We start from the raw sequence: 24,066 nt of genomic DNA on the forward strand, positions 1-24,066 counted from the left end.
AGGCAGGAAGCCTTGAAAGGAGTTTTGAGTATGAGCGTTTTACAGACGATTGACCTGAAAAAGTATTACGGCACAGAGCCGAACATTACCCGCGCCCTTGACGGCGTGAACTTCTCCGTGGAGGACGGCGAATTTGTGGCCGTTGTGGGAACCTCCGGCAGCGGAAAATCCACCCTGCTTCACATGATGGGCGGGCTGGACACCCCTGCCAGCGGAACCGTGATCGTCCGGGGCGAAGAACTGGCAAAGAAGAACGATGAACAGCTTACCATCTTCCGCCGCCGCAACATCGGTTTTATCTTCCAGAACTATAATCTTGTTCCTATCCTGAATGTATATGAGAATATTGTCCTGCCGGTGGAGCTGGACGGGGACACGGTGGATCAGAAGTTTTTGGACGAGATCGTTCACCTGCTGGGGCTGGAAGATAAACTGAAAAATATGCCAAACAATCTTTCCGGCGGACAGCAACAGCGTGTGGCGATTGCCCGCGCCCTGATTACCAAGCCGGCTATCGTGCTGGCCGATGAGCCGACTGGCAACCTTGACAGCAAGACCAGCGCCGAGGTGCTAGGGCTTATCAAGCGTACTAGCGCGGAGTTCCGCCAGACCGTTGTCATGATTACTCACAATAACGACATTGCCCGCCTTGCAGATCGGATTGTCCGCATTGAGGACGGCAAGATTGTGGAATAAGGAGGTGGCAGACTATGACATGGCCTTTTGAAAATGATACCAGCACCATTGTCAAGAAGCTGGCGAACAGGAGTATTCAGGCGGACAAACGGCGTAATGTGTTTATCATCGTGACGATTGCCCTTGCCGCCTGCCTTATGACAACGCTTGCATTATATACATTTGGTAAATCTTATGAAGCGAAAACATTTTTGCAGGGACGTTATCAGGCGGCAGTAATTGGAATTGATCCGCAAATGGTAACAATCCTATCTAATGATGCAAATATTGAAATGGCAGGTATGGAAGTTGCTTTAGACAGTTTTCGTATTGAGGATTATACTCTGAATATCAACTATCGGGATAGCAACGACTTATATCTCCGTTCCATTGAGATGAATGGGCGGCTGCCAGAAACAGAAAATGAGGTTGCGGTTTCTTCTTCATTTCTGGAACATACCGGGTATAGTGTGTCCTTAAATGAGAAAATCGTATTGCCATTAAAAAATGGCGAGACAGAATATATTGTTTGCGGTATCATCAATGATGATGGCAGTAACCGAAACTATCAAATTCTGGTGTCTGATGTGTTTTTAAAATCCTACTATGCAGGATCTATCCCGTATGTGGGTATTTTTCGCATTATGGCAAGTGAACATTTCAGCCAGGAGGAGTTAAAAACAACTATCTGTAGTTGCCTTGGCAACTATGGGATAGAAGAAAATCAGATAGCATTTAGTTCCTCGTATTTTGATACTGTTGATAATTCATCGAGAGATATGCTCATTGTGCTGGCCATAAGCGTTTTGATTGTTATAGCCTGCTCAATGGTAATTTATAGCCTGTTCTATATCTCAGTTATAGGAAAAATTAAAGAATATGGACGTTTTCAGGTAATCGGCATGACAAAAAAGCAAATCAAAAAAATGATATGGAAAGAAAGTCGAAAACTTTCACTTCTGTCCATTCCTGCCGGATGTGTACTCGGATGTGTACTTGGATATGCCCTTGTTCCCAAAGGCTGGTACTGGCCCAACAGTATCATGTGCATACTGGGGGTAACAGTAATTACTGAGCTTGCAGTTATGATATCTATTAACAAACCCGTAAAAATTGCGGCTTCGGTTTCCCCTATAGAGGCAATTCGGATTACTACTACAACAGACACAGCAAAAGAAATGACAACAAAAAAACTGGTACGCAATCTTTCCCCTATGAATTTGGCAAAACTCAATTTTATGAGGAACCGCAAAAAGGTTGTTATGACTTTAATTTCTCTTGGATTTACCGGAATACTCTTGATGTGTGGGGCAACATATTTTTGCTCTGTGAATGAAAATAAAATTGCACGGCAGATGTTCGGTGAAAAAGAAATCACCATTTCATTATCTCCGAATGATAATAGCACGCAGCAAATTTCTCGTGTTACATTGATGACACATTTGCAAGAGAACAATCCTTTATCCGATGAACTTGTCAATGAACTGCTAAAGTGTAAAGAAATTACAGAAATAAAAGAGGTACAAGGCGTATATGCTGCTATTTTTCTGCCCGGAAATGCTGGTACCGAGAGCAGCATGGATGAAATGATCGGTGCATTATCCAGGGAACAGATAGCTAATCATAATTCATGCCTTTTGAGCGGAACAATGGACTATAATACTCTGGTAGAGGGATATGGTATTTTAGTAGATGATAACGAGAATAATCTTGCCAAATTTTACGGATACGATTTGAAGCTGGGCGATCAGATAGAAATTTTATCTGATACGGGAGAAAAGATTACCTTTACAATAGCCGGAACTGTGGACTTTGGAAATGAGTATAATGGTAATTTGTTTTTTCTACCAACGGATCTGATAAAAGTGTTACGCAGTAAAGTAACTAATTTCAATACACAGCTTTCCATCAGAACAGATTTACAGGAGCTTCCTCTGGCAGAGCAGTTTGTATTTGATACGCTAAGTGGGAAGCAGGATTTGGTAATTGAGAGTTATACCGATGTCCTGGCATTTGCACAAAAAAGTCTGAAGGCATATACAGCACCGATTTATGGTCTTGTCATATTTATCGGGCTATTTGGTATTATAAATCTTATCAATACACTTATGACAAATTTAATATCAAGGCAGCAGGAGTTTGGGGTACTTCAATCTATCGGTCTAACCGGAAAACAGCTTGCAAAGATGTTGCAAATAGAAAGCCTTTACTATGTTTTTGGAACAATGATAATTACTTTGACCGTTGGGACTGTTTCGGGATACTGTCTGTGCTTGCTGTTCGATCAAATTGGCGTTTTTGGAAAGTTGCACTATACATTTCCGATTGTTCAGGTAATTATTTTTTTCGTCGCACTTTTTGCTGTTGCTATGGGATATTCCCTTTTGGCAATCCGTTACTGTAAAAAGCAATCGCTTGTAGACCGTATCAAAACAATGGAATAAATTTGTTTATACCGGTGGGACGGCACTCGTCGTCCCAATAATAACTGAATAAATGAAAGACAGGAATGATATCGCCCTTTCTGCCGTACTCTAGCCGCGGAGAAGGAATCCATACCCGCTGGGCGTCGCAGAAGAATGGTTACAAGGCGAACATTTTTGAGGGACAGCCATATGCGAAACAGGTGGGAAAATTCATGGTTATATGGTACAATGAAGAACAATGACAGATTTGAAGTTGCAGGAGGGAAACTCCATGAATATGATTGGTAAACTACAAGACAAGAATCATACAGCGGCATATAAATTTCTTTTAGAACTTGAAGCTGCGTCAGTGGAATCAGGTGAGTTGTATGGTGATTTTGAAAAATTTCTTGAATCTGGAAAAATATAAGGACAGTATGGCTTTACTTTGTTTATTAAAAGATATGGGGAGCAAATGCTGTTAGATTGCTTAGAGCGTAACGAGAGAAATGGCATTATATATCATCGTGAAGGTGTCGTTGGCGATTATGATGAATTTGATGATGTAGAAAAACTGATCATGTTCATTAAAGAAGGAAAGCGATAACTTCCGATTTTCGTAACTTAGGAGGTGTTTGTATATGGCTGACATTGAATTTATTAGATGTTCTGGGACAAATGAAGACTTTATCGAGAACTGTCAGTTATTAGATATGGATTTAGATAGGCGAGTAGGAAGAGTTATTAAGAGAGATAAATATAAACAGTATAATCAGCTTGATGAGATAAAAGAGGTTGTAGTTGTGTATGTTGATGGAAAAGCCGCTGGTGCTGGAGCAATTAGAGAATATCAGTACGGTGATATCGACAATGCAACTGAATAGAAAAGAGTATTTGTCAGAGATGAATTTCAAGGAAAAGGAATAGGAACCAAGCTGGTTCTTGAATTAATCGAATGGGCAAAAGAACTAGGATATAGGAAATTGATTCTTGAAACTGGAGAATTGCTACAAGAATCGTGCCATGTATATCGAAAAGTAGGATTTAATAAAATGAATAATTATGGTCCTTATATTTCAATGCCAGAATCATTGTGCATGATGAAAGAATTGTAACGGTTAACTTTGATTATGAATACATAATGTTATAAAAATTGAAATTTTATTTATGTAAAAAACTCGGCGGCTTTCAGTTTACAAGGAAGGCGCAGAGAGCGTAAAATTGTATTTTGTTCAGTTCTAAAAATAGTGATTGAAAGGGGTATATAAATGAATAAAATTACTTGCGTATGTTTAGGTGTAAAGAGCATGGAGAAAGCGATAAAATTTTATCGAGATGGTTTGGGGTATAAGACAGATTGCAAAGAGAATAATCCATATGTATGCTTTTTCGATACGCCAGGAACAAAATTTGAATTATTTCCATTGGACTTATTAGCAAAAGATATAAACGAAAACAATCCTCCACAAATAGGTAACGGATTTGGCGGTATTACATTAACGTATAATGTGGAACACAAGGATGACGTTGATAAGATCATTGAATTGGTTCGAACTGCAGGAGGAACAATTGTAAGAGAACCGCAGGATGTATTTTGGGGAGGCTATCACGCATACTTTACAGATCTGGATGGATATTACTGGGAAGTCGCGTGGGGACCTGATTTTAAGTACGATGAAAAAGGTATGCTGCAATTTTAATTTCCAGTTTGTAGAGTTAATGGAAATAGAGGTTAAGAAAGGAAAACTTACATGAAATACAATTGTACGGTTATATCGGTAGCAGACATCAACGCTGCAAGAAAGTTCTATGAGGATTTATTCGGATTGGAAGTATTTCAGGATTATGGAAGAAATATAGCTTTTACCTGTGGTTTAGCTTTACAGCAGGATTTTGATTGGCTTGTTCATTTATCAAAAGAAAGTGTATTGACAAAACCCAATAATATGGAACTGTGTTTTGAAGAAGAGGATTTTGACGGTTTTCTGAACAAGTTGAAAGAATACCCGGATATTGAATATCTGGGAGAAGTGATCGAGCATAGTTGGGGCCAGCGGGTGATTCGGTTTTACGATTTGGACGGACACATCATTGAGGTTGGCGAGGATATGAAAATGGTGATAAAGCGTTTTCTTGCTTCCGGCATGACTATGGAAGAAGTTTCTGTGAAAATGGACGCTTCTATTGAGGATTTGACAAAACTTCTAAACAGATAATACATGGGACGAATAAACAAATCGGTATTTGCAATATTGTAGTAGGGAGGTAAAAATGCGTCGTTCAGATAGGGAAGTAAAAGAGTTTGAAGATATTGTAGCTATCATGGAAAAATGTGATGTATGCCGAATTGCCTTAAATAATAATGGCTACCCATATATATTACCACTTAATTTTGGAATGTGTATAAAAAAAGGTAAAATCGAGTTGTATTTTCATGGAGCTATGGAGGGTACAAAATATGATTTAATTGAAAAGGACAATAGAGCCAGTTTTGAAATGGATTGTGGACATAAATTAGTGACAGAGGTTGAACACGGAAGTTGCACAATGGAATATGAGAGTGTTATTGGACAAGGGCGTGTTGAAATGCTTTCTGATGATGAAAAGTGCAATGCTTTATATATTTTGATGAAGCATTATGGTCAAGAAGAATTTTCGTTCAATAAGGCAGTAATGCCCCGTACAAAAGTTTTTAAACTGGTAGTAGAAAAAGTAACAGGCAAAATAAGACTGAAGAAAAATGACAAACATTAAAATTACAGTTGATTGGGCTAAAACAAAAACTGCGAATCGATATCATTAGGGAGAGTTATTCAAATGAAAATAGACAGACTGTTGAAAATTGTCATTTATCTTTTGAATCATGAGAATGTATCCGCCAGAGACCTGGCAGAACGGCTCCATGTTTCTGTTCGCACCATACAGAGAGACATGGTCAGTATTGCAGAAGCAGGGATTCCTGTATATTCCAATCAGGGAAAGGGTGGAGGATACTCCATTTTGCCGTCGTATAAGGTTAGAAACTGCAATATCCATCAGGAAGAACAGCAGTTGATTCAGCAGGCACTGGAAAGCCTGGCAACCTCATATGCAAATGAAACGCTGGCAGGTTTAATTGAAAAGTATCATGCACTTTTGGACAGGGATCAGGAACAGAGTATCTTTTTTGATTTTGGAATCGCCATGGAGAATCAACAGGTGCAAAAAGTGAACCAGATGCTGAAACGGGCAATTGAGACAAAGGCACTGGTTGAATTTTTCTACAGGGATGCGCAGGGAAAAGAAACACAGCGGTTGGTTGAACCTCTTGCTATCCAGTATAAATGGTATTCATGGTATTTATTTGCATGGTCTGTTCCACAGGAGGCGTATCGTACCTTTAAAGTTGCACGAATCCGCAAGCCTCAAATTACATCGGAAAAGTCTGACAGAAAGCATCCGGCGGTAAAGGAGCTTATGGAGCAGTCAGACAGGGCATATGGTGAAACTTGTATTACACTGGAGGTAGCGTTTGATAAGAAAGATACGTGCCTGATGGAAGAGTACTTTCCGGACAGCCAAATAGAAGAATGGTCGGAGGAAAAATCAAGAATATGGATTCAGGTTCCGCCTGGAGAACGCTCGTGGAAAGCCCTGCTTTTGAGTATGGGAAACCGTGTGGAAGTCATTTCTCCGGAAGCCTGCCGAAATGAACTGATCGAGACTGCTCAAAAATTTTTATCTAATTACGACATATAGCTGTCGCAGAAGTATGGTAGGATGGAGATGTTCTATGGCACATGGAGTATTCTGCGCGTATGGCGGAAGGTAAAAAAGAGAGGAGCATAAGATGAGTGAATTTGTGAAAGTGTTACTTGGAGATCAGGGAACTTTTGAGGATGTGTATCAGGAGTGTCCGGTTTTTGACGATGGAAAATACTGCTTACGTCTGGTCGCAGAAAGTGATGCGGAGGATTTACTGAAGGTTTATTCGGACGGGAAGGCGGTTCCTTTTTTCAATAGTGATAATTGCGGTGGGGATGACTTCCATTATACATCTCTGGAAAGAATGAGGGAGGCTGTCAGCTATTGGCTTTGGGAGTATGAAAGAAGAGGATTTGTGAGATGGGGTATTTTCAGCCATAAAGAGGAAGAAGTTATAGGAACGGTTGAATTATTCCACAGGGATTCTGAGGATTATTTCAAAGACTGCGGGCTGCTGCGTCTGGATCTGCGAAGTGATTACGAAAAAGCAGATGTGATAAAGGAAATTTTACAACAGATAGAAACTCCAGCGTTTGACATGTTTTCCTGCCGGATGCTGGCAACAAAAGCGGTGCCAACCGCAAAAGAACGTATTCAGGCATTGGCGGTACTGGGGTATGAAGAATCAGATCATGCGCTGACCGGACATGATGGCACTCAGTATAAATACTATTGGGTTCTTAATAAGAAATAGGAAACATTATGGATTAATTCTGTTGCTGCAGTATGATGACGGGTTCTGCCGTTTTTTGTATTAGCGGTGGGAGGGCAAATGGACAGAATTTATTTTACGAAAAAACAGGCGCGGCAGTTTTTGTTATTAAAGCATGGCTTGCTGGGAGATTACAAATTTGTTGGAAAAGAAGGCGTCCTTTCTTTTGTCCGGCAGGCAGGATGCATTCAGTTTGATCCGGTGGATGTCTGTGGCAGAAATGCGGATCTGGTTTTGCAGTCCAGAATCAAAGACTATCAAAAGACGATGCTTTATGAGCTTTTATATATCGATCGGAAACTGGTGGATTATTTTGATAAAAATCTCTCGATTCTTCCAATAGAGAACTGGAAATATTTTGCCCGGGAGCGGCAGGCTCACCGAAGCTGGGAGAGAAGCCATACAGAAATTGTGGAAGTACAGGAACGGGTGCGTGAGGAAATTGCACGGCGGGGACCACTGTGCAGCGCAGATTTGGACATAGTGGAAAAGGTATCCTGGTATTGGAGTGATACCAGGTTGTCGAGAGCGGCGTTGGAACATATGTATTTTGTCGGAGAACTGGGAATCCATCATAAGAGCGGAACACTGAAATATTATGATCTGATTGAAAATTGCATTCCGGCAGAATTTTTGAATCAACCAGAGCCTTTTCCTTCGGATTTTGATTATAGAAAATGGCTGGTGTCAGAGCGCATTGGTTCGGTGGGTCTTTTGTGGAACCGTGCTTCTGACGCATGGCTGGGTATACAGGGACTTAAGGCTGCACAGAGAAATGCTATATTCGAGATGCTGTTAAAAGAAGAGAAGATTATTGAAGTAAAAGTGGAAGAGATTGGGGAGCCGTTGTATTGCCGCAGGGAGGATGCAGGACTTGCAGAATTTATATTGAAAAATCCCCCGATGAAAAAGCGCTGTGAATTTATTGCACCGCTGGATAATCTGATCTGGGACAGGAAGCTTATAGGAGCAGTTTTTGATTTTTCTTATAAATGGGAAATCTATACGCCGAAGCAGCAGCGTAAATATGGTTATTATGTTTTGCCGATTCTCTATGGAGACAGATTTGCAGGCAGGATAGAAATGGCTTATGATAAAAAGCAGGGAAAGCTGGAACTAAAAAATATCTGGTATGAGCCGGACTTGCGTCTGACAAAGGCACTGCAGCGCGATGTGGACAGACGCATCAGACGGTTTGAACGTTTTTGCAGAAAAAGAGGCTGGAATGATTGGAGAGATTGTAAAAGTCATCGTTGACAGACCGCTTGGAAGTTATCATCCGGAACATAAAGACCTGTATTATCCTGTTAACTACGGATATATCGAAGGCATTATGGCTCCTGATGGTGAGGAGCAGGATGCTTATATCGTTGGTGTAAATGAAGCTGTTAAAGAATTTACAGGAAAGATTACTGCGGTTGTACACCGATTGGATGATGTTGAAGAAAAATGGGTGGTTGCACCTGAAAATCTTTCTTTTAGTGAGAAGGAAATCATGGAGCAGATAAAGTTTCAGGAACAGTATTTTAAGTCGGAAATCAGAATGTAATAATTTCGTTATAATGAAATTTATGGATTAAATATTTTATGACGGAATTAAATGAGTTGAGGTGATAAGAATGATTCGTGAAGCGAAACAGGAAGATTTGCTGGAAGTGCTGAATTTATATTTATATCTTCATGAAGAGACTGTTCCAGAACAATCGGAACATTTATCGGTCATTTGGAATCAAATTATAGCAGATAAAAATCATCATCTTATTGTAAATATTGTTGACGGAAAGATTGTTTCTTCGTGCGTTTGTGTGATTATTCCAAATTTAACAAGAAACATACATCCGTATGCGTTTGTGGAAAATGTTGTTACTCATGCAGACTATAGAGGGCATGGTTATGCTACGGAATGCTTAAATTATGCAAAAACCATAGCTGTAAATAATAATTGCTACAAGATGATGCTGCTGACAGGTTCAAAAGAACAAAAGACGTTAGAGTTTTATAAAAATGCGGGATATAACTGTACAGATAAAACAGCTTTTATTCAATGGTTAGATATATGAGATAAATTCCAGATTCATATCTGAGAGAAACGAAAGGATGGCAGAGCAGTGATGAAAATAGACCGCTTATTAGAAATCATCATATATCTGTTGAAACTGTGTGCCTCTTGAGCAACCGAAAATTAAAACCTGATACTTATATAAAATTGAGTCTGGATATGGAAGATTATTACAGAATCAAAGATGCAGAGAAGGAAAAGAACAAGACATCATAACATCCTACCCGTAGTGATAAATTGTTCTACAGGAAAGGGTGCGAAGCATGGAAAATGTAGTATACGAGAAAGATTACGGAGAGGAATTCCGGGAGAGAAGTGATAAGGCGAAAGGACAGGACTTTTTAGACACATTGAAGGATATCGGATTCTTCCAGGCATACAAAGAAGAAATGGATAAAATCCCAAAGCGTGTGGTTCCAAAGGAAAAAGAGGATTACGGATACCTGCTTGGAGAATGTGACTTTTTCGATTAAGGACGGGCTATTGCGGATGACCATATTCATTGGATATTTTGATAAGGTGTATTAAGGATGAGAGCATCTGTTAGTGTGAGGAATGGCGGGTGCTTTTTTCATGAAGTTATGGTATGCTGTAAGAAATCAATTAGCCGGAGGTACGGAGTTATGGACGATCAGCGGATTTTACTGGATTATGAAACGATCAAGGGAGCTGTCGCCGGGGAGAAGTGGGCAATGGAGCGGATTCTTAAACATTACGATTTCTATATGGATGAACTCGCCACAGTGAAGGAGCGGGAGCCGGATGGAAATGTGAAGTGTTATGTGGATGAGGTTTTGAAGCAGGCAATAGCATTGAAACTGCTGGAGGAAGCGGAGAGGAGAGCGAAAGAGAAAATTAATAGTGTTTGAATCCATCCGGGATTCTTTCATAATTCGCAATCTACGAAGCTGCCTGGAAGAAGAGCATGGGGATAATACGCTTTTAGGGGTGAAAAATGGTATCCCGTTTATCTTGGATTTTTCTATTCCTACAAAATTGTAGCCTAACAGTAATATTGCAGTAAGGTATGGATAGTATACTTTTATTGAATGCGAAATATAGCAGAGAGGTATACTGGATGCTGAAAATAAAGAAACAAATCGGAATTTGGAGGTATTGTATTATGAGATTGGACGGTTTTGGATTATTTGTTGAAGATATGGCGAAAATGATTCGCTTTTACAGAGATGTACTTGGCTTTGAGATTAAAGAAGCGGAAGATACATCTAATGTATATCTTGTAAAAGATGGGACGTTGTTTCTGTTGTACGGCAGAAATGACTTTGAAAAAATGACCAATCGCAGATATGATTATATCAAAGGATTCAACGGTCATTTTGAAATGGCACTTTATGTTGATACATTTGAAGAAGTTGATAAAGCATTTAGTAAAGCTGTAGAAAACGGTGCTACTCCTGTACTGGAACCGGAACTTGAACCTTGGGGACAGAGAACTTGTTATATTGCTGATCCTGAAGGTAATTTAATAGAGATAGGTTCTTGGAATAAGCCTTACGAAGAAAAGGATTCATAAATTCGAATTTGAGAGGGAATTGAATATGAATAAGGAATGGTTGAACTTAATAAAACAATTTGTGTAGATTTTTAGTCTGCCAGATTAAAATTTGAGATTTGAGGTACAGCGTATGAAAGGTTTCCATAGGGACAATCAGCTATTTTCTCTTTGTGGTTTGAACTGCGGATTATGTCCTATGCACTTAAATAAATATTGTCCCGGCTGCGGTGGCGGAGAGGGGAATCAATCCTGCAAAATTGCAAAGTGTAGTTTAGAACATGATGGTGTGGAATATTGTTTTCGGTGCAGAGAGTACCCCTGTGAGAAGTATGAGCATATAGATGAATTTGATTCATTCATTACACACAGTAACCGAAAAGCTGATTTGAAAAAAGCAAGAGAGATAGGGATCGAAGCATACAATGCGGAGCAGACAGAAAAGACGGAATTATTGAATTTACTGTTAGCCAACTATAACGATGGCAGGAAAAAGACTCTTTTTTGTGTGGCGGTCAATCTTTTGGAATTGCAGGAAATAAATGAGATACTTTTGCAAATCAAGGGTAATTCGGAACTGGAAAGATTGACACTCAAAGAAAAAAGTTCTTATGCTGCGGGGGTGTTTCAAAACGCAGCAAAGCGAAAGAATATTGAACTAAAGCTCCGGAAGAAAAAATAATCTCTAAGAAAGGAAAACTTACATGAAATACAATTGTACGGTTATATCGGTAGCAGACATCAAAGCTGCAAGAAAGTTTTATGAGGATTTATTCGGATTGGAAGTATTTCAGGATTATGGAAGAAATATAGCTTTTACCTGCGGTTTAGCTTTACAGCAGGACTTTGACTGGCTTGTTCATTTACCAAAAGAAAGCATATTAAAAAAATCTAACAATGTGGAATTATGTTTTGAGGAACAGGACTTTGACAGTTTCTTACATAAACTAAAAGAATATCCGAATATTGAGTGTTTGGGTGAGGTAATTGAACACAGTTGGGGGCAACGTGTCATTCGATTTTATGATTTGGACGGACATATCATAGAAGTTGGAGAGAATATGAAAATGGTTATAAAGCGTTTCCTTGCTTCTGGTATGACCATAGATGAAGTGTCTGTAAAAATGGATGTTTCTTTTGAAGATTTAACGAAGCTGCTAAACAGTTAAATGAAAAGTTGCAAAGGAGAACGAATTAATGAAAAAAATGAGCCGAGAAGCTAAAAAAATAATGATGGAACGTTTTGGAAAAGACACTGTTATTGCGTTGGCAACCATTGAAAAGGAGGTGCCTTATGTGCGATATGTAAATGCCTACTATGAGAACGGTGCATTTTATATTATTACATATGCACTTTCAAATAAAATCAAACATATAGAAAACAATCCTGCTGTTGCAATAGCTGGTGAGTGGTTTACGGCACATGGAAAGGGCAGCAATTTGGGTTATTTTGGAAAAAAAGAGAATTGTATGATTGCTAAAAAACTGAAAAATGTCTTTGCTGAATGGATTGATAACGGACATAACAATTTTGATGATGAAAATACGATAATTCTATGTGTAGAATTAACAGATGGACTGTTACTCTCACATGGGACAAGATATGAGTTTTAGCTTTTCTAGCTTGTAGAATTGGAAAAATTTCAGGAGCAGTATTTCCAGTCAGAACTAAGGATGCTGCCATAGATAGAGATGAAAAGACGAAATTTACGGAGGAGGATCAGAATGGTGGATGTTTATAAAAATTGTCCTGAATATGAGAATGAGGACTATCTTGTGAGAATGGTTTGCCAAGAGGATAGAATGGATTTATTAAAGGTTTATTCTGATAAAAGGGCTGTCCCCTTTTTTAATAGTGATAATTGTGGCGGAGATGATTTCTATTATACAACGGAAAGCAGAATGGAACAGGCGATTGATTACTGGCTTTTCGAGTACAATAGAGAAGGATTTGTGAGGTGGACAATTGTGTCAAAAGCAACTGATGAAGCAATTGGAACAATAGAGCTTTTCCACAGAGACGCCGATGATTATTTTACAAACTGCGGTTTGCTCAGGCTGGACATTCGCAGTGATTATGAAATGACAAGCGAGATTATAAAAATATTAAGATTGATAATGGAACCTGCATATAGCCTGTTTCATTGTGATAAGATTGCTACGAAAGCGCTTCCCTCTGCGGCAGAACGTATTGTGGCGTTGAAAAATTTAGGATTTATACGCTCAGAGGAAAAGCTGATAGGGCATGATGGAACAAAGTATGATTCCTATTTTGTATTGAGGAAAAATTAGCGCCTCTCCAAATCTGGATAAAAAATATGTATCCAGGCTAAAATGCTTGACATTGACAAAGTTATAAGCTAATATAAGACCATATTTCAAGAAAGAGCAGGTATGTGGATGTTAATTGTTTCTGTAATGACAAAGGACAACTAAATTTTATAAGAGGGTAAGCACGGAATAGAGTGCTTTATTTGTGTTACCCTTTTTGGCATTATTGAATGCCGGTTGTTTCTGCCTTACAGAATACTGCATACACTGGGAATAATTGTCTTATTATGATGGATAAGAAAGCGGGAAAAGTATGACTGTGGTGTCATGCTTTTTTATTTCTGCGAGCAAATGGGCTGCATTTTTCAGGTCATTGCTGCTTTCCTTTTATGGGGATGTTTTGCTTTTTTCATCATCTTAAGATATATACATCTGTGGTTTCAGTCTATGTAATGATAGGCAGAAACCACATTTTTTTATGTTTTTTCATTGAATATTTAAACTGGAGGTTTTCAAGATGAAGATAATTGAGACAGAGAATTTAACGAAAAAGTATAAGCGGTATAAAAAGCAGGAGGGTTTGGCCGGAAGTATTAAGGGCCTGTTTCACAGGAAATATGAAGAAAAAATTGCGGTAGATGATTTTGATATTCATGTAAATGAGGGTGAGTTTGTAGGCCTGATCGGGCCGAACGGAGCGGGTAAAACGACCCTGGTGAAGATGTTGACCGGGATTATTGCGCCGACAAGCGGCAGGATACAGGTGATGGGATTTTATCCGAATAAATTGGAAAAAGCATTTAAGCAGCAGTATGCGGTGGTTATGGGGCAAAAGAGCCAGCTGTTTTTTGAACTGACAACGGAGGACACGTTGCGGCTGTTTAAAGAAATATACGGTATCCCGGAAGACGAGTATAAAAGAAACAAGGATTTTTTTGTGGATCTGTTTCAGGTGCAGGAACTGATGAATGTACAGGTAAGAACGCTATCGTTGGGAGAAAGGATGAAGATGGAACTGATCGTTGCATTGCTTCATAATCCGAAAATATTGTTTCTGGATGAACCGACCATTGGACTGGATGCTGTGGCAGGTAAGCAGATCCGGACTTTCTTAAAAGATGTGAATGAGTCAAGAGGAACTACCATTTTGCTTACCTCGCATTATATGGAGGATATTAAGGTATTGTGTAAACGCTCCATAGTCGTGAATCACGGCAGAAAAATATATGACGGCGGTACGGAACTGTTATTTGAGAATTATCAAAAGAGTAAGAGACTGACGATATACTTTGAACACAGCATAGAGCCTGATGTGCCGGAATATTGCAGGGTATTGGAAAAAAAGGATGACAAGCTGGTGCTTGAAATACCAAAACAAAATGCGGAAAAGGTTCTGGAATCTTTTATCGGCATTATCCGATCCGGGATATTGGAATTGAGGAAGAAGAAATAGGCTCTGTCGTGGAGCGTATTTATCAGGGGGTGTAGGACGTGAAGAAATATTTAGAAATTGCCAAGGCATACATGAAAGCACAGTTGATCTGGAGATCGGATACCTTTGTTGACGTGATTCTGTCGGTGGCGAAGATATTATTTGCATGGATCTTATGGAGTATTCTGTTTGAGGGAAAAGAGCAGATAGCGGGATTGGGCTTTCCGGCGATGATTTCTTACTATATCATAAGCTCCTATTTATTCCAGTTGGAAAAATCTGCTGAGATCAGCCGGCAGATGACCGGTATGCTGAGAAATGGTACCTTTTCAAAATATATGGTGATACCGGTACAGACACAGGGGTATTTTGTGGCGATGGAAGCAGGGAAGATTGCGTTTTCTGCGGGCATTGGTTTTTTAGCAACGTTTCTGTGGTTTTATTTGTTCCGGATTCCATTTGTGCATACAGCCAATAGAAAGCTCCTGTTATGCGGAAGTATCATGGTTGTTTTAGGACTGTTGTTTATGGCGCTGCTCAATTACTTTCTTGGGATTTTGACCGTGAAATTTGAGGAGATCAGCATCTTTCTCATGATAAAAGATAACCTTTCCGCATTTGTGACCGGGGCGGTAATTCCCCTTGCGCTTTTACCGGAATGGATGACAGCAGGCATGAGATTTCTGCCTTTCTATTATGTCACATATCTTCCCAGTATGCTGTTTATAGGGAAATGTGAGGAGGAGGCAGTCACAGGCTTAATCGTCTTAGGTGTGTGGTGCATGGTCTTTCTTGTTTTAAATCAGGTAACTTATGAACATGATCGAATCAAATATGATGGAGCAGGAATATGAAACATAATTTAAAATTTATATCAGAACTGATCGAATTCAGATTATCCCAAATCATGACCTTCCGGTTGGGATTCTTTGCACCGTTTTTCACTAATACCAGTTATTTTCTGGTTCAGCTTTTCGCTTTCGAGGCAATTTACGGGCATGTGGACAGTATCCGTGGATGGGGGCATGGGGAAATCCTTATTTTTATTGGAACATTCTCCCTGATTGATGCCCTGAACATGACCATTTGCTTTTTTGGGGTGATTTCCATACCGGAGAAAATACAGACAGGAGAACTGGATTTATATCTGACCAAACCAGTGAATCCACTATTACGGATCACCTTTGAAAAAGTAGATCCGGGCGCCATACCGCTTCTGATCTTCAGCGCCTGTATCGCCTTATATGGGGTGAGAGAAAGCGGCGCGAATCTTTCGTATGCGAATATCATTGGATATTTGTTTCTGGTTTTGCTAATGACCATACTGTACTACGATATGGAGCTTCTGGTACGGTGCTTTGCCTTTTTTGTGTTCTATGTAGATAACCTGATGAAAATAGAGAATACGGCTGTGGATTTGTGTCTGAAAATACCGGGGATTGCTTTTTATGGAATCTATAAGTTTATTTTTTACTGTGTATTGCCGTACGGAATCATTGCGACGCTGCCAACGCAGGCAGTAACAGGGGCATTGTCGGCAAAAGGATTCCTTTTCGGGGTGGCGATCGTGTGCATTTTTACGTTTTTTGCCTTGTCTTTTTGGACATATGGCGTACACAGATATGAAAGCGCAAGCAGCTGATCGTTTTTTGAAAGATATGTGAGATAAATTTAGGATTCACATCTGAGAGATACGAAAGGATGACAGAGAGATGGTGAAAATAGACCGTTTATTAGAAATTATTATATATCTGCTGAATCATGATCATGTTCCTGCAAGCTATCTGGCGGAGCGTTTTCATGTATCAGTCAGAACCATTCAGAGAGATATGATCAGCATATCTTCTATTGGAATACCTGTATATGCCGATGCGGGGAAAAATGGCGGATATTCGATATTGCCAAATTATAAAATAAAGAATACAGATATTCGTGATGATGAACAGCAGCTTGTGGTAAAGGCACTAAAGAGTCTTGCAACCTCCTATACAAGTGATACCTTAAATTCATTGATTGAAAAATATAATGCCATTATTGAAAAGGAAGGCGGTCAGAAAGTATTTTGGGATTTTAGTGTGACAAAGGAGAATCAGCAGGTTCAGGACATGAACGCAATGCTGGAACAGGCGATTGCTCGGAAGAACTATATTTCTTTTGATTACCGCAATGCGAATGGAGACTATTTTCATCCAACGGTACAGCCTTTGGCGATTCATTATAAATGGTATGCATGGTATTTATTTACATATGAGGAAACCAGGCAGGATTACCGGACATTTAAGGTCGCAAGAATGAATCATCTTATTATAGAAGAGAATCACTATGAGCAGGAACATGGGAATATTGAAGAAAGAATGAAAGAATCAGAACAGGCGTATTATAAGACCTGTATCCATATAGAGGTACAGTTTGATAAGGATGAATCCGGACTGATAAAAGAATATTTTCCGGATTGCCCCATAGAGAAAATTGATGACAGGGTACGCAGAATTTTCATGATGTTCCGGCAAAAGAAAGATTGTGGAAAGCACTGTTGCTGAGTTTTGGCAGCAGGGTGAAAGTGATAGGGCCGGATGATTACAAGGAGGAGCTGATAGCAACAGCTCAAAATTTTTTATCTAATTACGACATATAGCTGTCGTCAATGTGTTGTATAATGATGGAAAACATTTGAGGAGGTTTTTATGGAGCGATGCAGTTGGTGCCTTGACGGTGGTATTGTACAAAAATATCATGACGAAGAGTGGGGGATTCCTCTTCACGATGATAAAAAGCATTTTGAATATATTTCCATGGAAGTTATGCAGTGTGGATTAAACTGGACAATGATGTTAAAAAAGTGTGACATTTTTCGGAAATGCTTTGATGATTTTGACTTTCATCAGATTGCAAAGTATTCAGAACAGGATATTATCAGGATTATGAACGAAGAGGGTATGATAAGATCCAGAAGAAAGATAGAGGCTATTATAGGAAACGCAAAGGCGTTTCTCAAGATTATAGAAGAATATGGAAGCTTTGATGATTATATATGGTCCTATTCCAATTATGAAAGCCTGATTTATGTTAAACATCACAATGGCCAGGGAGAAGCAAGTAATGTGTTGTCAGATCAGATCAGCAAAGATTTGAAAAAAAGAGGGTTTAAATATTTGGGTTCTATCACAGTGTTTTCTCATTTACAGGCCTGTGGAATTATAAATGACCATTCGCCACAGTGCTATATGTATAAGAAATTGATACATATGGGAAATGTGAGGTATATCAATGACTAAAAGAAGAGAATCCCATATCAGAGATTTCGCACTACTGTTTACAGGTCAAACGGTTTCACAGCTTGGAACAAACATGACCAGTTTTGCATTGATTATCTGGGTATATACAAAGAACGGTCAGGTTATGGCCTCCTCTTTGCTTGCCATTTGCAGCGCAATACCATATTTGATTGTGAGCTTGTTTGGCGGTGCTATTGTGGACAATGCAAATAAGAAAAAAATCATGCTGATCTGTGATTCGATTGCCGCTATATGTTCATTTGTCATTTTAAGTTGTTTTATGAGCGGTATTTTGGAACTTTGGATACTCTGTGTGGTAAATATAATCAGCGGTTTTATGAATGCTTTTCAAAACCCGGCATCGCAGGTAGCAGTATCTTTACTGGTTAGTCAAAAAGACTATGCAAGAGTTGGCGGCTTGCAGTCTGTAGCTGGTTCTGTCATTGGAATACTGACACCGGTTCTGGCAGCAGGGGTTCTGAGCAGCGGAGGCTTAGGGTTAATCATTGTTATAGATTTGGGGACATTTTTATTTGCATTTATAACATTGCTGCTGTTTGTCAGAATACCAGATATTGTAAAGGAAGATCAGAATGCAGCTTTCAATGAAATTGCCGGAAGTATCAAGGAGGCAGCTTCATATTTGAAAACAAATCAGGGAATTTTGGTACTTCTATCGATGTATAGTGTACTGGAATTCATGGGGGCTATTTCCTTTGACAGTATGTATTCTCCATTGATTCTTGCCCGAACAGGTAATGATGAAATGGCAGTTGGAACAATAGCTGCGTTTATGGCTGCAGGGTGCCTGGCTGCAAGTATTATGCTGACGGTAATGAAACAGCCCCAAAGAAAATTATCAATGATGTATGTGGGAAGTTTTATGTGTCTTGTAGGAATCACTCTATTTGGTATGGGGAGAAATATAGAGCAGTGGTGTGTGGTCGTATTCTTTGGATGCTTTGGAGCACCAATTTATTCTACCTATCAAACAGTCATATTACGGGAAAAGGTACCCACTTCTATGCAAGGAAGGATGTTTTCTCTGCAGGGAATGATTACAGGAATGCTTGCGCCTGTTGGATATTTGTCAGGTGCATTATTGGCAGATTATATTTGTGAACCATTTATGCAAAAAAATGGTAAGGTGCAGCAGCTTTTATCTGTGTTTGTTGGTCAGGGAAAGGGTTCTGGCATTGGATTAATATTTGTTGCGGCGGGGCTCACTGGTATTCTCTTTCTTGTAGTTTTAAGTCAAAATAGAAAAATAAAGGAATTGGATGAGGTTGAAATTTTGTAGATGGAATTGTTAATAGGGGAATGGACAGGTTTGTGGCAAATGGACCACACATAATTTTGGATACAACAGATTTTACTCAGATTGATCAAGAATTGTTATCGTTACAACGGCTTATCATGTGTTCAGAGCATTAATTCCGGCAAAACAGCAAGGATTAAAGTGTGTTGGAAAAGAGGCAGAGACAGTTGCTCCATACTGGAGTGATTGTCTCTGTCTTTATGTTTAAGAGAAATATAACTTGGATGGACCTTCTATTAGAACTAATATAGAAAAAATCAAGCAGCAGCCAACTGTATTTATTTTTAAAGTGACGAATCTCTTACGAAAATAGCACCACATTCACCCTGGATTTTTCTATTCCTACAAAATTGTAGCCTTACAGTAATATTACAGTAAGGTATGGATGGTATACTTTCATAAAATGTAAAGTACAAGAAAAGATGGTTGTTCTATGGAGCATTGCCAGACGAGGAGTAATTTTATGATAAATATTGAGGATGTGCCAGGACTTGAAACTGAACTGCAGATGGTAAATACGCATATAGAACGTTTATGCCGGTCAAACAATAAGTCAATGCAGAAAATGCTGGATTGGGTGCTGAACGCAAGGGGAAAGCAGATACGGCCGATTTTGACACTTTTATGTGCGAGGCTCAAAGGGAAAGCTGTTGATGCGACAGAGGTCGCGGCGGTGATTGAAATATGCCATACCGCTTCACTGATCCATGATGACATTATAGATGAAGCGGATACCCGCAGGGGACAATTATCCGTGCAGAAAAAATTCGGAAAGGAGATGGCAGTCTATGCTGGCGATTTTATGATTTTTTCTACAATTAGACGGACTGGTCTGAAGAACAAGCCCTGGTATGGTTTGATGTTTGACAAATTGGAAACCATGTGTGATGGGGAGGTCAGCCAATTTGATAATCGTTATAATACGGAAATTACAGAGGAGAAGTATATTGAGAATATCCTGGGAAAGACATCGGCAATGTTTAGTATAGCTTGTGGATCGGGTGCTTACGAAGGTAAGTGTAAGGACAGTGAAGTATTGGCAGCAGAACGGTTTGCAGAAAAATTTGGTCTGCTGTTTCAACTGAGAGATGATCTGTTGGATTTTGTGTCCACAGATGACTTAGCAAAGAAGACCATACATAATGATTTTTGGTGCGGATATTATACACTCCCGGCTATTTACTCATTTTCTGATTGCAGGAATGGTGCCAAACTGAAACAAATTGCAATGGATATCAAAAATGGTCTGTATAGTGAATTGACAGACAAGCGAATAGCGGAATTAATCCGTGTTTCCGATGGCTTCGGATATACTTTGGGGATGATAGATCAATATGCCGAAGAAGCGAAGCAGAGTCTGAATGTGTTTAAAGATTCTATTGCCAGAAAAAAGCTGCAGGAATTAGTTGATACGGTTCAGCTAAGTGCCCATAGGATCGTGTCAGATCATTTGTCTGATATTCCGTTTGAAAAGTTTGCTTCTATTTAAGAGGTCGGTTTAAAAACCAGGAAAATACTTCAGGGGAATATTATGACAGAAAGAAACAAGTGGAAATCAATGATAGAAAAAATAGGACATATCTGTGAAGGCAAATATGATTCGTTTTGGCCTATGGTTATGATATTTTTCACCATGAGCCTGACAGGATGGTTATGGGAGGTCTGCCTTCATTTGATTTCGGATGGGAGTTTTGTGAACCGCGGATTCCTTCATGGACCGTGGCTGCCTATTTATGGTTCCGGGAGTATACTGATCCTGACACTACTTCATAGGCTGCGCAAAAAGCCGCTGCTGGAATTTCTGGCTATCATTCTCCTATGTGGCTGTATTGAGTATTACATATCATGGTTTCTGGAGCAGATGTATGATGGAATGAGATGGTGGGATTACAGCGATTATTTTCTGAATCTTAATGGAAGAATTTGTGTAGAAGGGTTGCTGGCCTTTGGCTTTGGCGGGATGGTGATCGTATACTTTTATGCACCGCTTCTTGATCATCTATTCAGGCGCATACCGAAAAAAATACTTGCGCCAGCATGCCTGGTACTAATCTTAATATTTTGTGCGGATCTGATATATTCAGGCAAAAATCCGAATCTCGGTATTGGAATTGCCAGATGCCGTTAATGATACATATATCCTAAAAGTTTAAGTGTTGTGAAAAAAGTATGGAGAGATTATGCTTGCTGTTTATTTGTCACCAATTTATATTATCGCAAACAGCTATCTGCTGATTCGGCTTCACAGATGGCTGGGTACATGCAATCCATTGTTCAGAAAAACAGGGATATGTGTTGCAATCAGCTTGGCCTATGTTTTTCTGGTAGCGTCATTATTGATTGCGTTTTTTCTGCCGATAGGGCCGGCTAGGAGGATTATGAAATTGATCAGTAATTATTGGCTCGGTATACTGCTGTATCTGATTTTGGCTGTTCTAATGGCAGATGCGATTTGTTTCCTGCTTTTCCTTATCACGAAACGGAGGTTAAAATGCCGGACCGCTGCGGCGGGAGGAATCTGTGCAGTGGTTGTTCTTGTGCTTAGTGCATGGGGAGCATACAATGCCCGTATCATCCAGGTTACACCATATGAGATTACTGTCAATAAAGACGGCGGAAGATTAGAAAACTTAAATGTGGTATTAGCCGCTGACTTGCATTTGGGTTACAACATTGGTACTGCACACATGATGCAGATGGTAGATAAGATCAATGAACAGAATGCAGATCTTGTGGTATTTGCAGGCGATATTTTTGATAATGAATACGAGGCTCTTGATGATCCGGAAGAACTGATTGCCGTATTGCAAAAAATTCAGTCGAAGCACGGTGTTTATGCCTGTTATGGAAATCATGATGTTGAGGAAAAAATACTGGCAGGTTTTACTTTTGGGGGAAACAAAAAGAAAGAGAGCAGTATACAGATGGATGAGTTTTTGGAGAGAGCCGGTATTCATTTGTTACAGGATGAAGCAGTATTGATTGATGACAGTTTTTATCTGTATGGCAGGCCAGATGCACAGCGGCCCGGACGTGGGATTAATATGAGAAAAACTGCTGCAGAACTGATGGGGGAACTTGATACGGAAAAGCCGGTTATTGTGATTGACCATGAACCGAAGGAACTCCAGGAATTGGCAGATGCCGGGGTGGACATTGATCTGTGTGGTCATACACACGATGGACAGATGTTTCCAGCAAATCTGATTACAGCACTTATGTGGGAGAATTCCTATGGATATCTGAAAAAGGATCATATGCATACGATTGTGACTTCGGGTGTTGGGCTTTTTGGACCGAATATGCGTGTAGGTACGATTGCGGAAATCTGCCCCATCACAGTACATTTTCAATATAGGAATAACATATAGGATGGTGAGTTTACCAGTATTGTGCATGGTTCAATTTATAAAAAAGTATTGGAGGGTAAATTTTGGAGAGTATAAGAAAAATTTTAATTGTGGATGATGATACTCTTTTTCTTAATCTTCTTGCACAGGCATTAAGAGAACGAGGGCATATTGTTACAACAGCTTCTGGCGTTCAGGAAGCCAAGAATGCTTTTTTGGCAGATGATTTTTCCCTGGTATGTTCTGACATTCGGATGGCTGACGGAACAGGCTTTGAACTACTTGATTATATAAGGACATCTTTTACAAAATTGCCAGCCATCATAATGAGTAGCTATTTGACCCGTGAGGATCGTTTTGAGGCTCGAATAGCAAAGGTGTTCTGGGTAGAAAAGACAGATAAAAATCTCGTAGATATTATAGTAAATTATGAAAAATAAAACACATATGCCGGTATTAAGAAAAATTTTTTGGAAAATCATCCTGATTGTAGGTGGAGTATTGCTATGTATTTTATTTGTTGCTATTACTGTTGTCTGGTCGCTGACAGATTATATTTTTAGAAAATTAGAAAGAGAAGTCTAGTGGACGGAGACAGAACAGGAATAATAAAGGATGGGATTTACCAAGAATGTAGTTAATAGGTTTGTGACCGATTAACAAATTAAGGAGGAACTGTTATGCTGCGTAAATTGATTTCCGGATTGCTGCTCTTGGCGGCATTGACGACAAGCCTTACGGGGTGCGGCATGGATTTGGCCCGCGGTATCATTAGGGAGTATGAAGATAATAAAGACGGTATTAAAAGTGAGCTTCATGAACTGAAAGATGGTATTAAAAATGAATTTAATGACTGGATGAGTTCTATCAGCCGATACTCCCTCACTAGGGACAAAAGCTTAAAAGGCAAAAGGGAACTCGGTATTGATGATTATGTTGGAAGTTATGAAGCTGAGTACACCCGATTTAACGGGGAAAAATATATCTTCGGCGGTACTTCGATGGAACGTGAAAATGGCAGTACACTGAAAGTGACTTATTCACTTAATATTAAATCCGGTACGGCTGCCCTTTATTGGCTCGGAAGTACAGATGAGCATATCATTTTGGGAGATAAGGAAGAACATATGATTGCGGAAGTGACTGCCGAGGACGTTTACGAGTTTACTTTTAATGCCGGAGATAATTTTATCGTTCTCAAAGGTGATGATTTCACTGGAAGTCTGTCACTTAAGGTTGAATGACCAAAGCCGCTGGCATTGCCGCATACATAATGTTTTATTGAGTATTCAGAGAAAGGTAATAGATAAGG

Annotated in this window: 30 protein-coding genes and 2 pseudogenes; all 32 read left to right on the top strand. The window is 39.5% G+C overall.

The window, feature by feature from the left end:
* Positions 1-30: 30 nt before the first annotated feature.
* The 32 genes and pseudogenes from NFS18_RS07135 (at position 31) to NFS18_RS07290 (ending at position 23,998) form a co-directional block, all read left to right on the top strand.
* Positions 31-696 (top strand): ABC transporter ATP-binding protein, encoded by a 666-nt coding sequence (locus NFS18_RS07135; protein ID WP_115624779.1) that lies wholly within the window; start codon positions 31-33, stop codon positions 694-696.
* A gap of 14 nt (positions 697-710) precedes the next feature.
* Entirely contained in the window at positions 711-3,119 is a 2,409-nt protein-coding gene (locus NFS18_RS07140) for an ABC transporter permease (protein WP_115624780.1), read from the top strand.
* A gap of 253 nt (positions 3,120-3,372) precedes the next feature.
* The gene (locus NFS18_RS07145; RefSeq protein WP_165907165.1) at positions 3,373-3,510 is read left to right on the top strand and encodes a hypothetical protein; all 138 of its coding nucleotides are present in this window, start codon (positions 3,373-3,375) and stop codon (positions 3,508-3,510) included.
* Positions 3,511-3,516: 6 nt separating this feature from the next.
* Positions 3,517-3,687: pseudogene (locus NFS18_RS07150) on the top strand (DUF3795 domain-containing protein); the annotation flags it as partial.
* Positions 3,688-3,721: 34 nt separating this feature from the next.
* Positions 3,722-3,964 (top strand): hypothetical protein, encoded by a 243-nt coding sequence (locus NFS18_RS07155; RefSeq protein ID WP_242999043.1) that lies wholly within the window; start codon positions 3,722-3,724, stop codon positions 3,962-3,964.
* Between the two features lie 15 nt (positions 3,965-3,979).
* Positions 3,980-4,195, top strand: a pseudogene (locus NFS18_RS19705) (GNAT family N-acetyltransferase); the annotation flags it as partial.
* 153 nt (positions 4,196-4,348) lie between these two features.
* Positions 4,349-4,780, top strand: a complete 432-nt coding sequence (locus tag NFS18_RS07165) for a VOC family protein (RefSeq protein ID WP_115624781.1) — start codon at positions 4,349-4,351, stop codon at positions 4,778-4,780.
* Between the two features lie 51 nt (positions 4,781-4,831).
* On the top strand, positions 4,832-5,296 hold the full coding sequence (locus NFS18_RS07170) for a VOC family protein (RefSeq protein WP_115624782.1): 465 nt from the start codon (positions 4,832-4,834) through the stop codon (positions 5,294-5,296).
* 55 nt (positions 5,297-5,351) lie between these two features.
* Positions 5,352-5,834 carry a pyridoxamine 5'-phosphate oxidase family protein gene (locus NFS18_RS07175; protein WP_115624783.1) on the top strand — a complete coding sequence of 161 codons (483 nt, stop codon included), beginning with the start codon at positions 5,352-5,354 and terminating at the stop codon, positions 5,832-5,834.
* 63 nt (positions 5,835-5,897) lie between these two features.
* A complete protein-coding gene (locus NFS18_RS07180; RefSeq protein WP_115624784.1) occupies positions 5,898-6,818 on the top strand; it encodes a helix-turn-helix transcriptional regulator in 921 nt (306 codons plus the stop codon).
* A 91-nt stretch (positions 6,819-6,909) separates the two neighbouring features.
* Positions 6,910-7,518 (top strand): GNAT family N-acetyltransferase, encoded by a 609-nt coding sequence (locus NFS18_RS07185; protein WP_115624785.1) that lies wholly within the window; start codon positions 6,910-6,912, stop codon positions 7,516-7,518.
* Positions 7,519-7,596: 78 nt separating this feature from the next.
* Positions 7,597-8,793 carry a winged helix-turn-helix domain-containing protein gene (locus NFS18_RS07190; protein ID WP_115624786.1) on the top strand — a complete coding sequence of 399 codons (1,197 nt, stop codon included), beginning with the start codon at positions 7,597-7,599 and terminating at the stop codon, positions 8,791-8,793.
* Entirely contained in the window at positions 8,762-9,085 is a 324-nt protein-coding gene (locus NFS18_RS07195; RefSeq protein ID WP_115624787.1) for an inorganic pyrophosphatase, read from the top strand. The genes NFS18_RS07190 and NFS18_RS07195 overlap by 32 nt, the downstream gene beginning before the upstream one ends.
* Before the next feature lie 70 nt (positions 9,086-9,155).
* Positions 9,156-9,596: a GNAT family N-acetyltransferase gene (locus NFS18_RS07200; protein ID WP_115624788.1), complete on the top strand. Its 441-nt coding sequence runs from the start codon at positions 9,156-9,158 to the stop codon at positions 9,594-9,596.
* Positions 9,597-9,858: 262 nt separating this feature from the next.
* On the top strand, positions 9,859-10,068 hold the full coding sequence (locus NFS18_RS07205; RefSeq protein WP_115624789.1) for a hypothetical protein: 210 nt from the start codon (positions 9,859-9,861) through the stop codon (positions 10,066-10,068).
* A 150-nt stretch (positions 10,069-10,218) separates the two neighbouring features.
* On the top strand, positions 10,219-10,464 hold the full coding sequence (locus tag NFS18_RS07210; RefSeq protein WP_115624790.1) for a helix-turn-helix domain-containing protein: 246 nt from the start codon (positions 10,219-10,221) through the stop codon (positions 10,462-10,464).
* 254 nt (positions 10,465-10,718) lie between these two features.
* Complete coding sequence (locus NFS18_RS07215) at positions 10,719-11,129, top strand: VOC family protein (protein ID WP_115624791.1); 411 nt, start codon at positions 10,719-10,721, stop codon at positions 11,127-11,129.
* 112 nt (positions 11,130-11,241) lie between these two features.
* Positions 11,242-11,790 (top strand): DUF3795 domain-containing protein, encoded by a 549-nt coding sequence (locus NFS18_RS07220; protein ID WP_162209488.1) that lies wholly within the window; start codon positions 11,242-11,244, stop codon positions 11,788-11,790.
* 22 nt (positions 11,791-11,812) lie between these two features.
* The gene (locus NFS18_RS07225) at positions 11,813-12,277 is read left to right on the top strand and encodes a VOC family protein (protein WP_251389400.1); all 465 of its coding nucleotides are present in this window, start codon (positions 11,813-11,815) and stop codon (positions 12,275-12,277) included.
* Positions 12,278-12,305: 28 nt separating this feature from the next.
* Positions 12,306-12,722, top strand: a complete 417-nt coding sequence (locus NFS18_RS07230) for a pyridoxamine 5'-phosphate oxidase family protein (RefSeq protein WP_115624793.1) — start codon at positions 12,306-12,308, stop codon at positions 12,720-12,722.
* Between the two features lie 111 nt (positions 12,723-12,833).
* Positions 12,834-13,400 carry a GNAT family N-acetyltransferase gene (locus tag NFS18_RS07235; RefSeq protein ID WP_150837362.1) on the top strand — a complete coding sequence of 189 codons (567 nt, stop codon included), beginning with the start codon at positions 12,834-12,836 and terminating at the stop codon, positions 13,398-13,400.
* Between the two features lie 496 nt (positions 13,401-13,896).
* A complete protein-coding gene (locus NFS18_RS07240; RefSeq protein ID WP_331477579.1) occupies positions 13,897-14,832 on the top strand; it encodes an ABC transporter ATP-binding protein in 936 nt (311 codons plus the stop codon).
* 38 nt (positions 14,833-14,870) lie between these two features.
* Complete coding sequence (locus NFS18_RS07245; RefSeq protein WP_251389402.1) at positions 14,871-15,665, top strand: ABC transporter permease; 795 nt, start codon at positions 14,871-14,873, stop codon at positions 15,663-15,665.
* Complete coding sequence (locus NFS18_RS07250) at positions 15,662-16,453, top strand: ABC-2 family transporter protein (protein WP_251389404.1); 792 nt, start codon at positions 15,662-15,664, stop codon at positions 16,451-16,453. The genes NFS18_RS07245 and NFS18_RS07250 overlap by 4 nt, the downstream gene beginning before the upstream one ends.
* Before the next feature lie 70 nt (positions 16,454-16,523).
* On the top strand, positions 16,524-17,351 hold the full coding sequence (locus NFS18_RS07255; protein ID WP_251389406.1) for a helix-turn-helix transcriptional regulator: 828 nt from the start codon (positions 16,524-16,526) through the stop codon (positions 17,349-17,351).
* Between the two features lie 144 nt (positions 17,352-17,495).
* Entirely contained in the window at positions 17,496-18,086 is a 591-nt protein-coding gene (locus tag NFS18_RS07260) for a DNA-3-methyladenine glycosylase I (RefSeq protein WP_251389408.1), read from the top strand.
* On the top strand, positions 18,079-19,386 hold the full coding sequence (locus tag NFS18_RS07265; RefSeq protein WP_251389410.1) for an MFS transporter: 1,308 nt from the start codon (positions 18,079-18,081) through the stop codon (positions 19,384-19,386). The genes NFS18_RS07260 and NFS18_RS07265 overlap by 8 nt, the downstream gene beginning before the upstream one ends.
* Before the next feature lie 481 nt (positions 19,387-19,867).
* A complete protein-coding gene (locus NFS18_RS07270; protein ID WP_251389412.1) occupies positions 19,868-20,893 on the top strand; it encodes a polyprenyl synthetase family protein in 1,026 nt (341 codons plus the stop codon).
* A 42-nt stretch (positions 20,894-20,935) separates the two neighbouring features.
* Positions 20,936-21,532, top strand: a complete 597-nt coding sequence (locus tag NFS18_RS07275) for a putative ABC transporter permease (RefSeq protein WP_251389414.1) — start codon at positions 20,936-20,938, stop codon at positions 21,530-21,532.
* A 250-nt stretch (positions 21,533-21,782) separates the two neighbouring features.
* The gene (locus NFS18_RS07280) at positions 21,783-22,775 is read left to right on the top strand and encodes a metallophosphoesterase (protein ID WP_331477580.1); all 993 of its coding nucleotides are present in this window, start codon (positions 21,783-21,785) and stop codon (positions 22,773-22,775) included.
* Between the two features lie 62 nt (positions 22,776-22,837).
* Positions 22,838-23,194, top strand: a complete 357-nt coding sequence (locus NFS18_RS07285; RefSeq protein WP_162209474.1) for a response regulator — start codon at positions 22,838-22,840, stop codon at positions 23,192-23,194.
* 240 nt (positions 23,195-23,434) lie between these two features.
* Positions 23,435-23,998, top strand: coding sequence for a hypothetical protein (locus NFS18_RS07290; protein ID WP_115624811.1), 564 nt, complete (start codon positions 23,435-23,437; stop codon positions 23,996-23,998).
* Positions 23,999-24,066: the final 68 nt, after the last annotated feature.

It is taken from the genome of Mediterraneibacter agrestimuris, from assembly GCF_943193195.1.
Lineage (GTDB): Bacteria > Bacillota > Clostridia > Lachnospirales > Lachnospiraceae > Schaedlerella > Schaedlerella agrestimuris.

What these genes read in the sequence shown, in the direction of transcription:
- NFS18_RS07135 (WP_115624779.1), top strand. Translation starts at nt 31, where the DNA reads ATGAGCGTTTTACAGACGATTGACCTGAAAAAGTATTACGGCACAGAG.
- NFS18_RS07140 (WP_115624780.1), top strand. Translation starts at nt 711, where the DNA reads ATGACATGGCCTTTTGAAAATGATACCAGCACCATTGTCAAGAAGCTG.
- NFS18_RS07145 (WP_165907165.1), top strand. Translation starts at nt 3,373, where the DNA reads ATGAATATGATTGGTAAACTACAAGACAAGAATCATACAGCGGCATAT.
- NFS18_RS07155 (WP_242999043.1), top strand. Translation starts at nt 3,722, where the DNA reads ATGGCTGACATTGAATTTATTAGATGTTCTGGGACAAATGAAGACTTT.
- NFS18_RS07165 (WP_115624781.1), top strand. Translation starts at nt 4,349, where the DNA reads ATGAATAAAATTACTTGCGTATGTTTAGGTGTAAAGAGCATGGAGAAA.
- NFS18_RS07170 (WP_115624782.1), top strand. Translation starts at nt 4,832, where the DNA reads ATGAAATACAATTGTACGGTTATATCGGTAGCAGACATCAACGCTGCA.
- NFS18_RS07175 (WP_115624783.1), top strand. Translation starts at nt 5,352, where the DNA reads ATGCGTCGTTCAGATAGGGAAGTAAAAGAGTTTGAAGATATTGTAGCT.
- NFS18_RS07180 (WP_115624784.1), top strand. Translation starts at nt 5,898, where the DNA reads ATGAAAATAGACAGACTGTTGAAAATTGTCATTTATCTTTTGAATCAT.
- NFS18_RS07185 (WP_115624785.1), top strand. Translation starts at nt 6,910, where the DNA reads ATGAGTGAATTTGTGAAAGTGTTACTTGGAGATCAGGGAACTTTTGAG.
- NFS18_RS07190 (WP_115624786.1), top strand. Translation starts at nt 7,597, where the DNA reads ATGGACAGAATTTATTTTACGAAAAAACAGGCGCGGCAGTTTTTGTTA.
- NFS18_RS07195 (WP_115624787.1), top strand. Translation starts at nt 8,762, where the DNA reads ATGATTGGAGAGATTGTAAAAGTCATCGTTGACAGACCGCTTGGAAGT.
- NFS18_RS07200 (WP_115624788.1), top strand. Translation starts at nt 9,156, where the DNA reads ATGATTCGTGAAGCGAAACAGGAAGATTTGCTGGAAGTGCTGAATTTA.
- NFS18_RS07205 (WP_115624789.1), top strand. Translation starts at nt 9,859, where the DNA reads ATGGAAAATGTAGTATACGAGAAAGATTACGGAGAGGAATTCCGGGAG.
- NFS18_RS07210 (WP_115624790.1), top strand. Translation starts at nt 10,219, where the DNA reads ATGGACGATCAGCGGATTTTACTGGATTATGAAACGATCAAGGGAGCT.
- NFS18_RS07215 (WP_115624791.1), top strand. Translation starts at nt 10,719, where the DNA reads ATGAGATTGGACGGTTTTGGATTATTTGTTGAAGATATGGCGAAAATG.
- NFS18_RS07220 (WP_162209488.1), top strand. Translation starts at nt 11,242, where the DNA reads ATGAAAGGTTTCCATAGGGACAATCAGCTATTTTCTCTTTGTGGTTTG.
- NFS18_RS07225 (WP_251389400.1), top strand. Translation starts at nt 11,813, where the DNA reads ATGAAATACAATTGTACGGTTATATCGGTAGCAGACATCAAAGCTGCA.
- NFS18_RS07230 (WP_115624793.1), top strand. Translation starts at nt 12,306, where the DNA reads ATGAAAAAAATGAGCCGAGAAGCTAAAAAAATAATGATGGAACGTTTT.
- NFS18_RS07235 (WP_150837362.1), top strand. Translation starts at nt 12,834, where the DNA reads ATGGTGGATGTTTATAAAAATTGTCCTGAATATGAGAATGAGGACTAT.
- NFS18_RS07240 (WP_331477579.1), top strand. Translation starts at nt 13,897, where the DNA reads ATGAAGATAATTGAGACAGAGAATTTAACGAAAAAGTATAAGCGGTAT.
- NFS18_RS07250 (WP_251389404.1), top strand. Translation starts at nt 15,662, where the DNA reads ATGAAACATAATTTAAAATTTATATCAGAACTGATCGAATTCAGATTA.
- NFS18_RS07255 (WP_251389406.1), top strand. Translation starts at nt 16,524, where the DNA reads ATGGTGAAAATAGACCGTTTATTAGAAATTATTATATATCTGCTGAAT.
- NFS18_RS07260 (WP_251389408.1), top strand. Translation starts at nt 17,496, where the DNA reads ATGGAGCGATGCAGTTGGTGCCTTGACGGTGGTATTGTACAAAAATAT.
- NFS18_RS07265 (WP_251389410.1), top strand. Translation starts at nt 18,079, where the DNA reads ATGACTAAAAGAAGAGAATCCCATATCAGAGATTTCGCACTACTGTTT.
- NFS18_RS07270 (WP_251389412.1), top strand. Translation starts at nt 19,868, where the DNA reads ATGATAAATATTGAGGATGTGCCAGGACTTGAAACTGAACTGCAGATG.
- NFS18_RS07275 (WP_251389414.1), top strand. Translation starts at nt 20,936, where the DNA reads ATGACAGAAAGAAACAAGTGGAAATCAATGATAGAAAAAATAGGACAT.
- NFS18_RS07280 (WP_331477580.1), top strand. Translation starts at nt 21,783, where the DNA reads ATGAAATTGATCAGTAATTATTGGCTCGGTATACTGCTGTATCTGATT.
- NFS18_RS07290 (WP_115624811.1), top strand. Translation starts at nt 23,435, where the DNA reads ATGCTGCGTAAATTGATTTCCGGATTGCTGCTCTTGGCGGCATTGACG.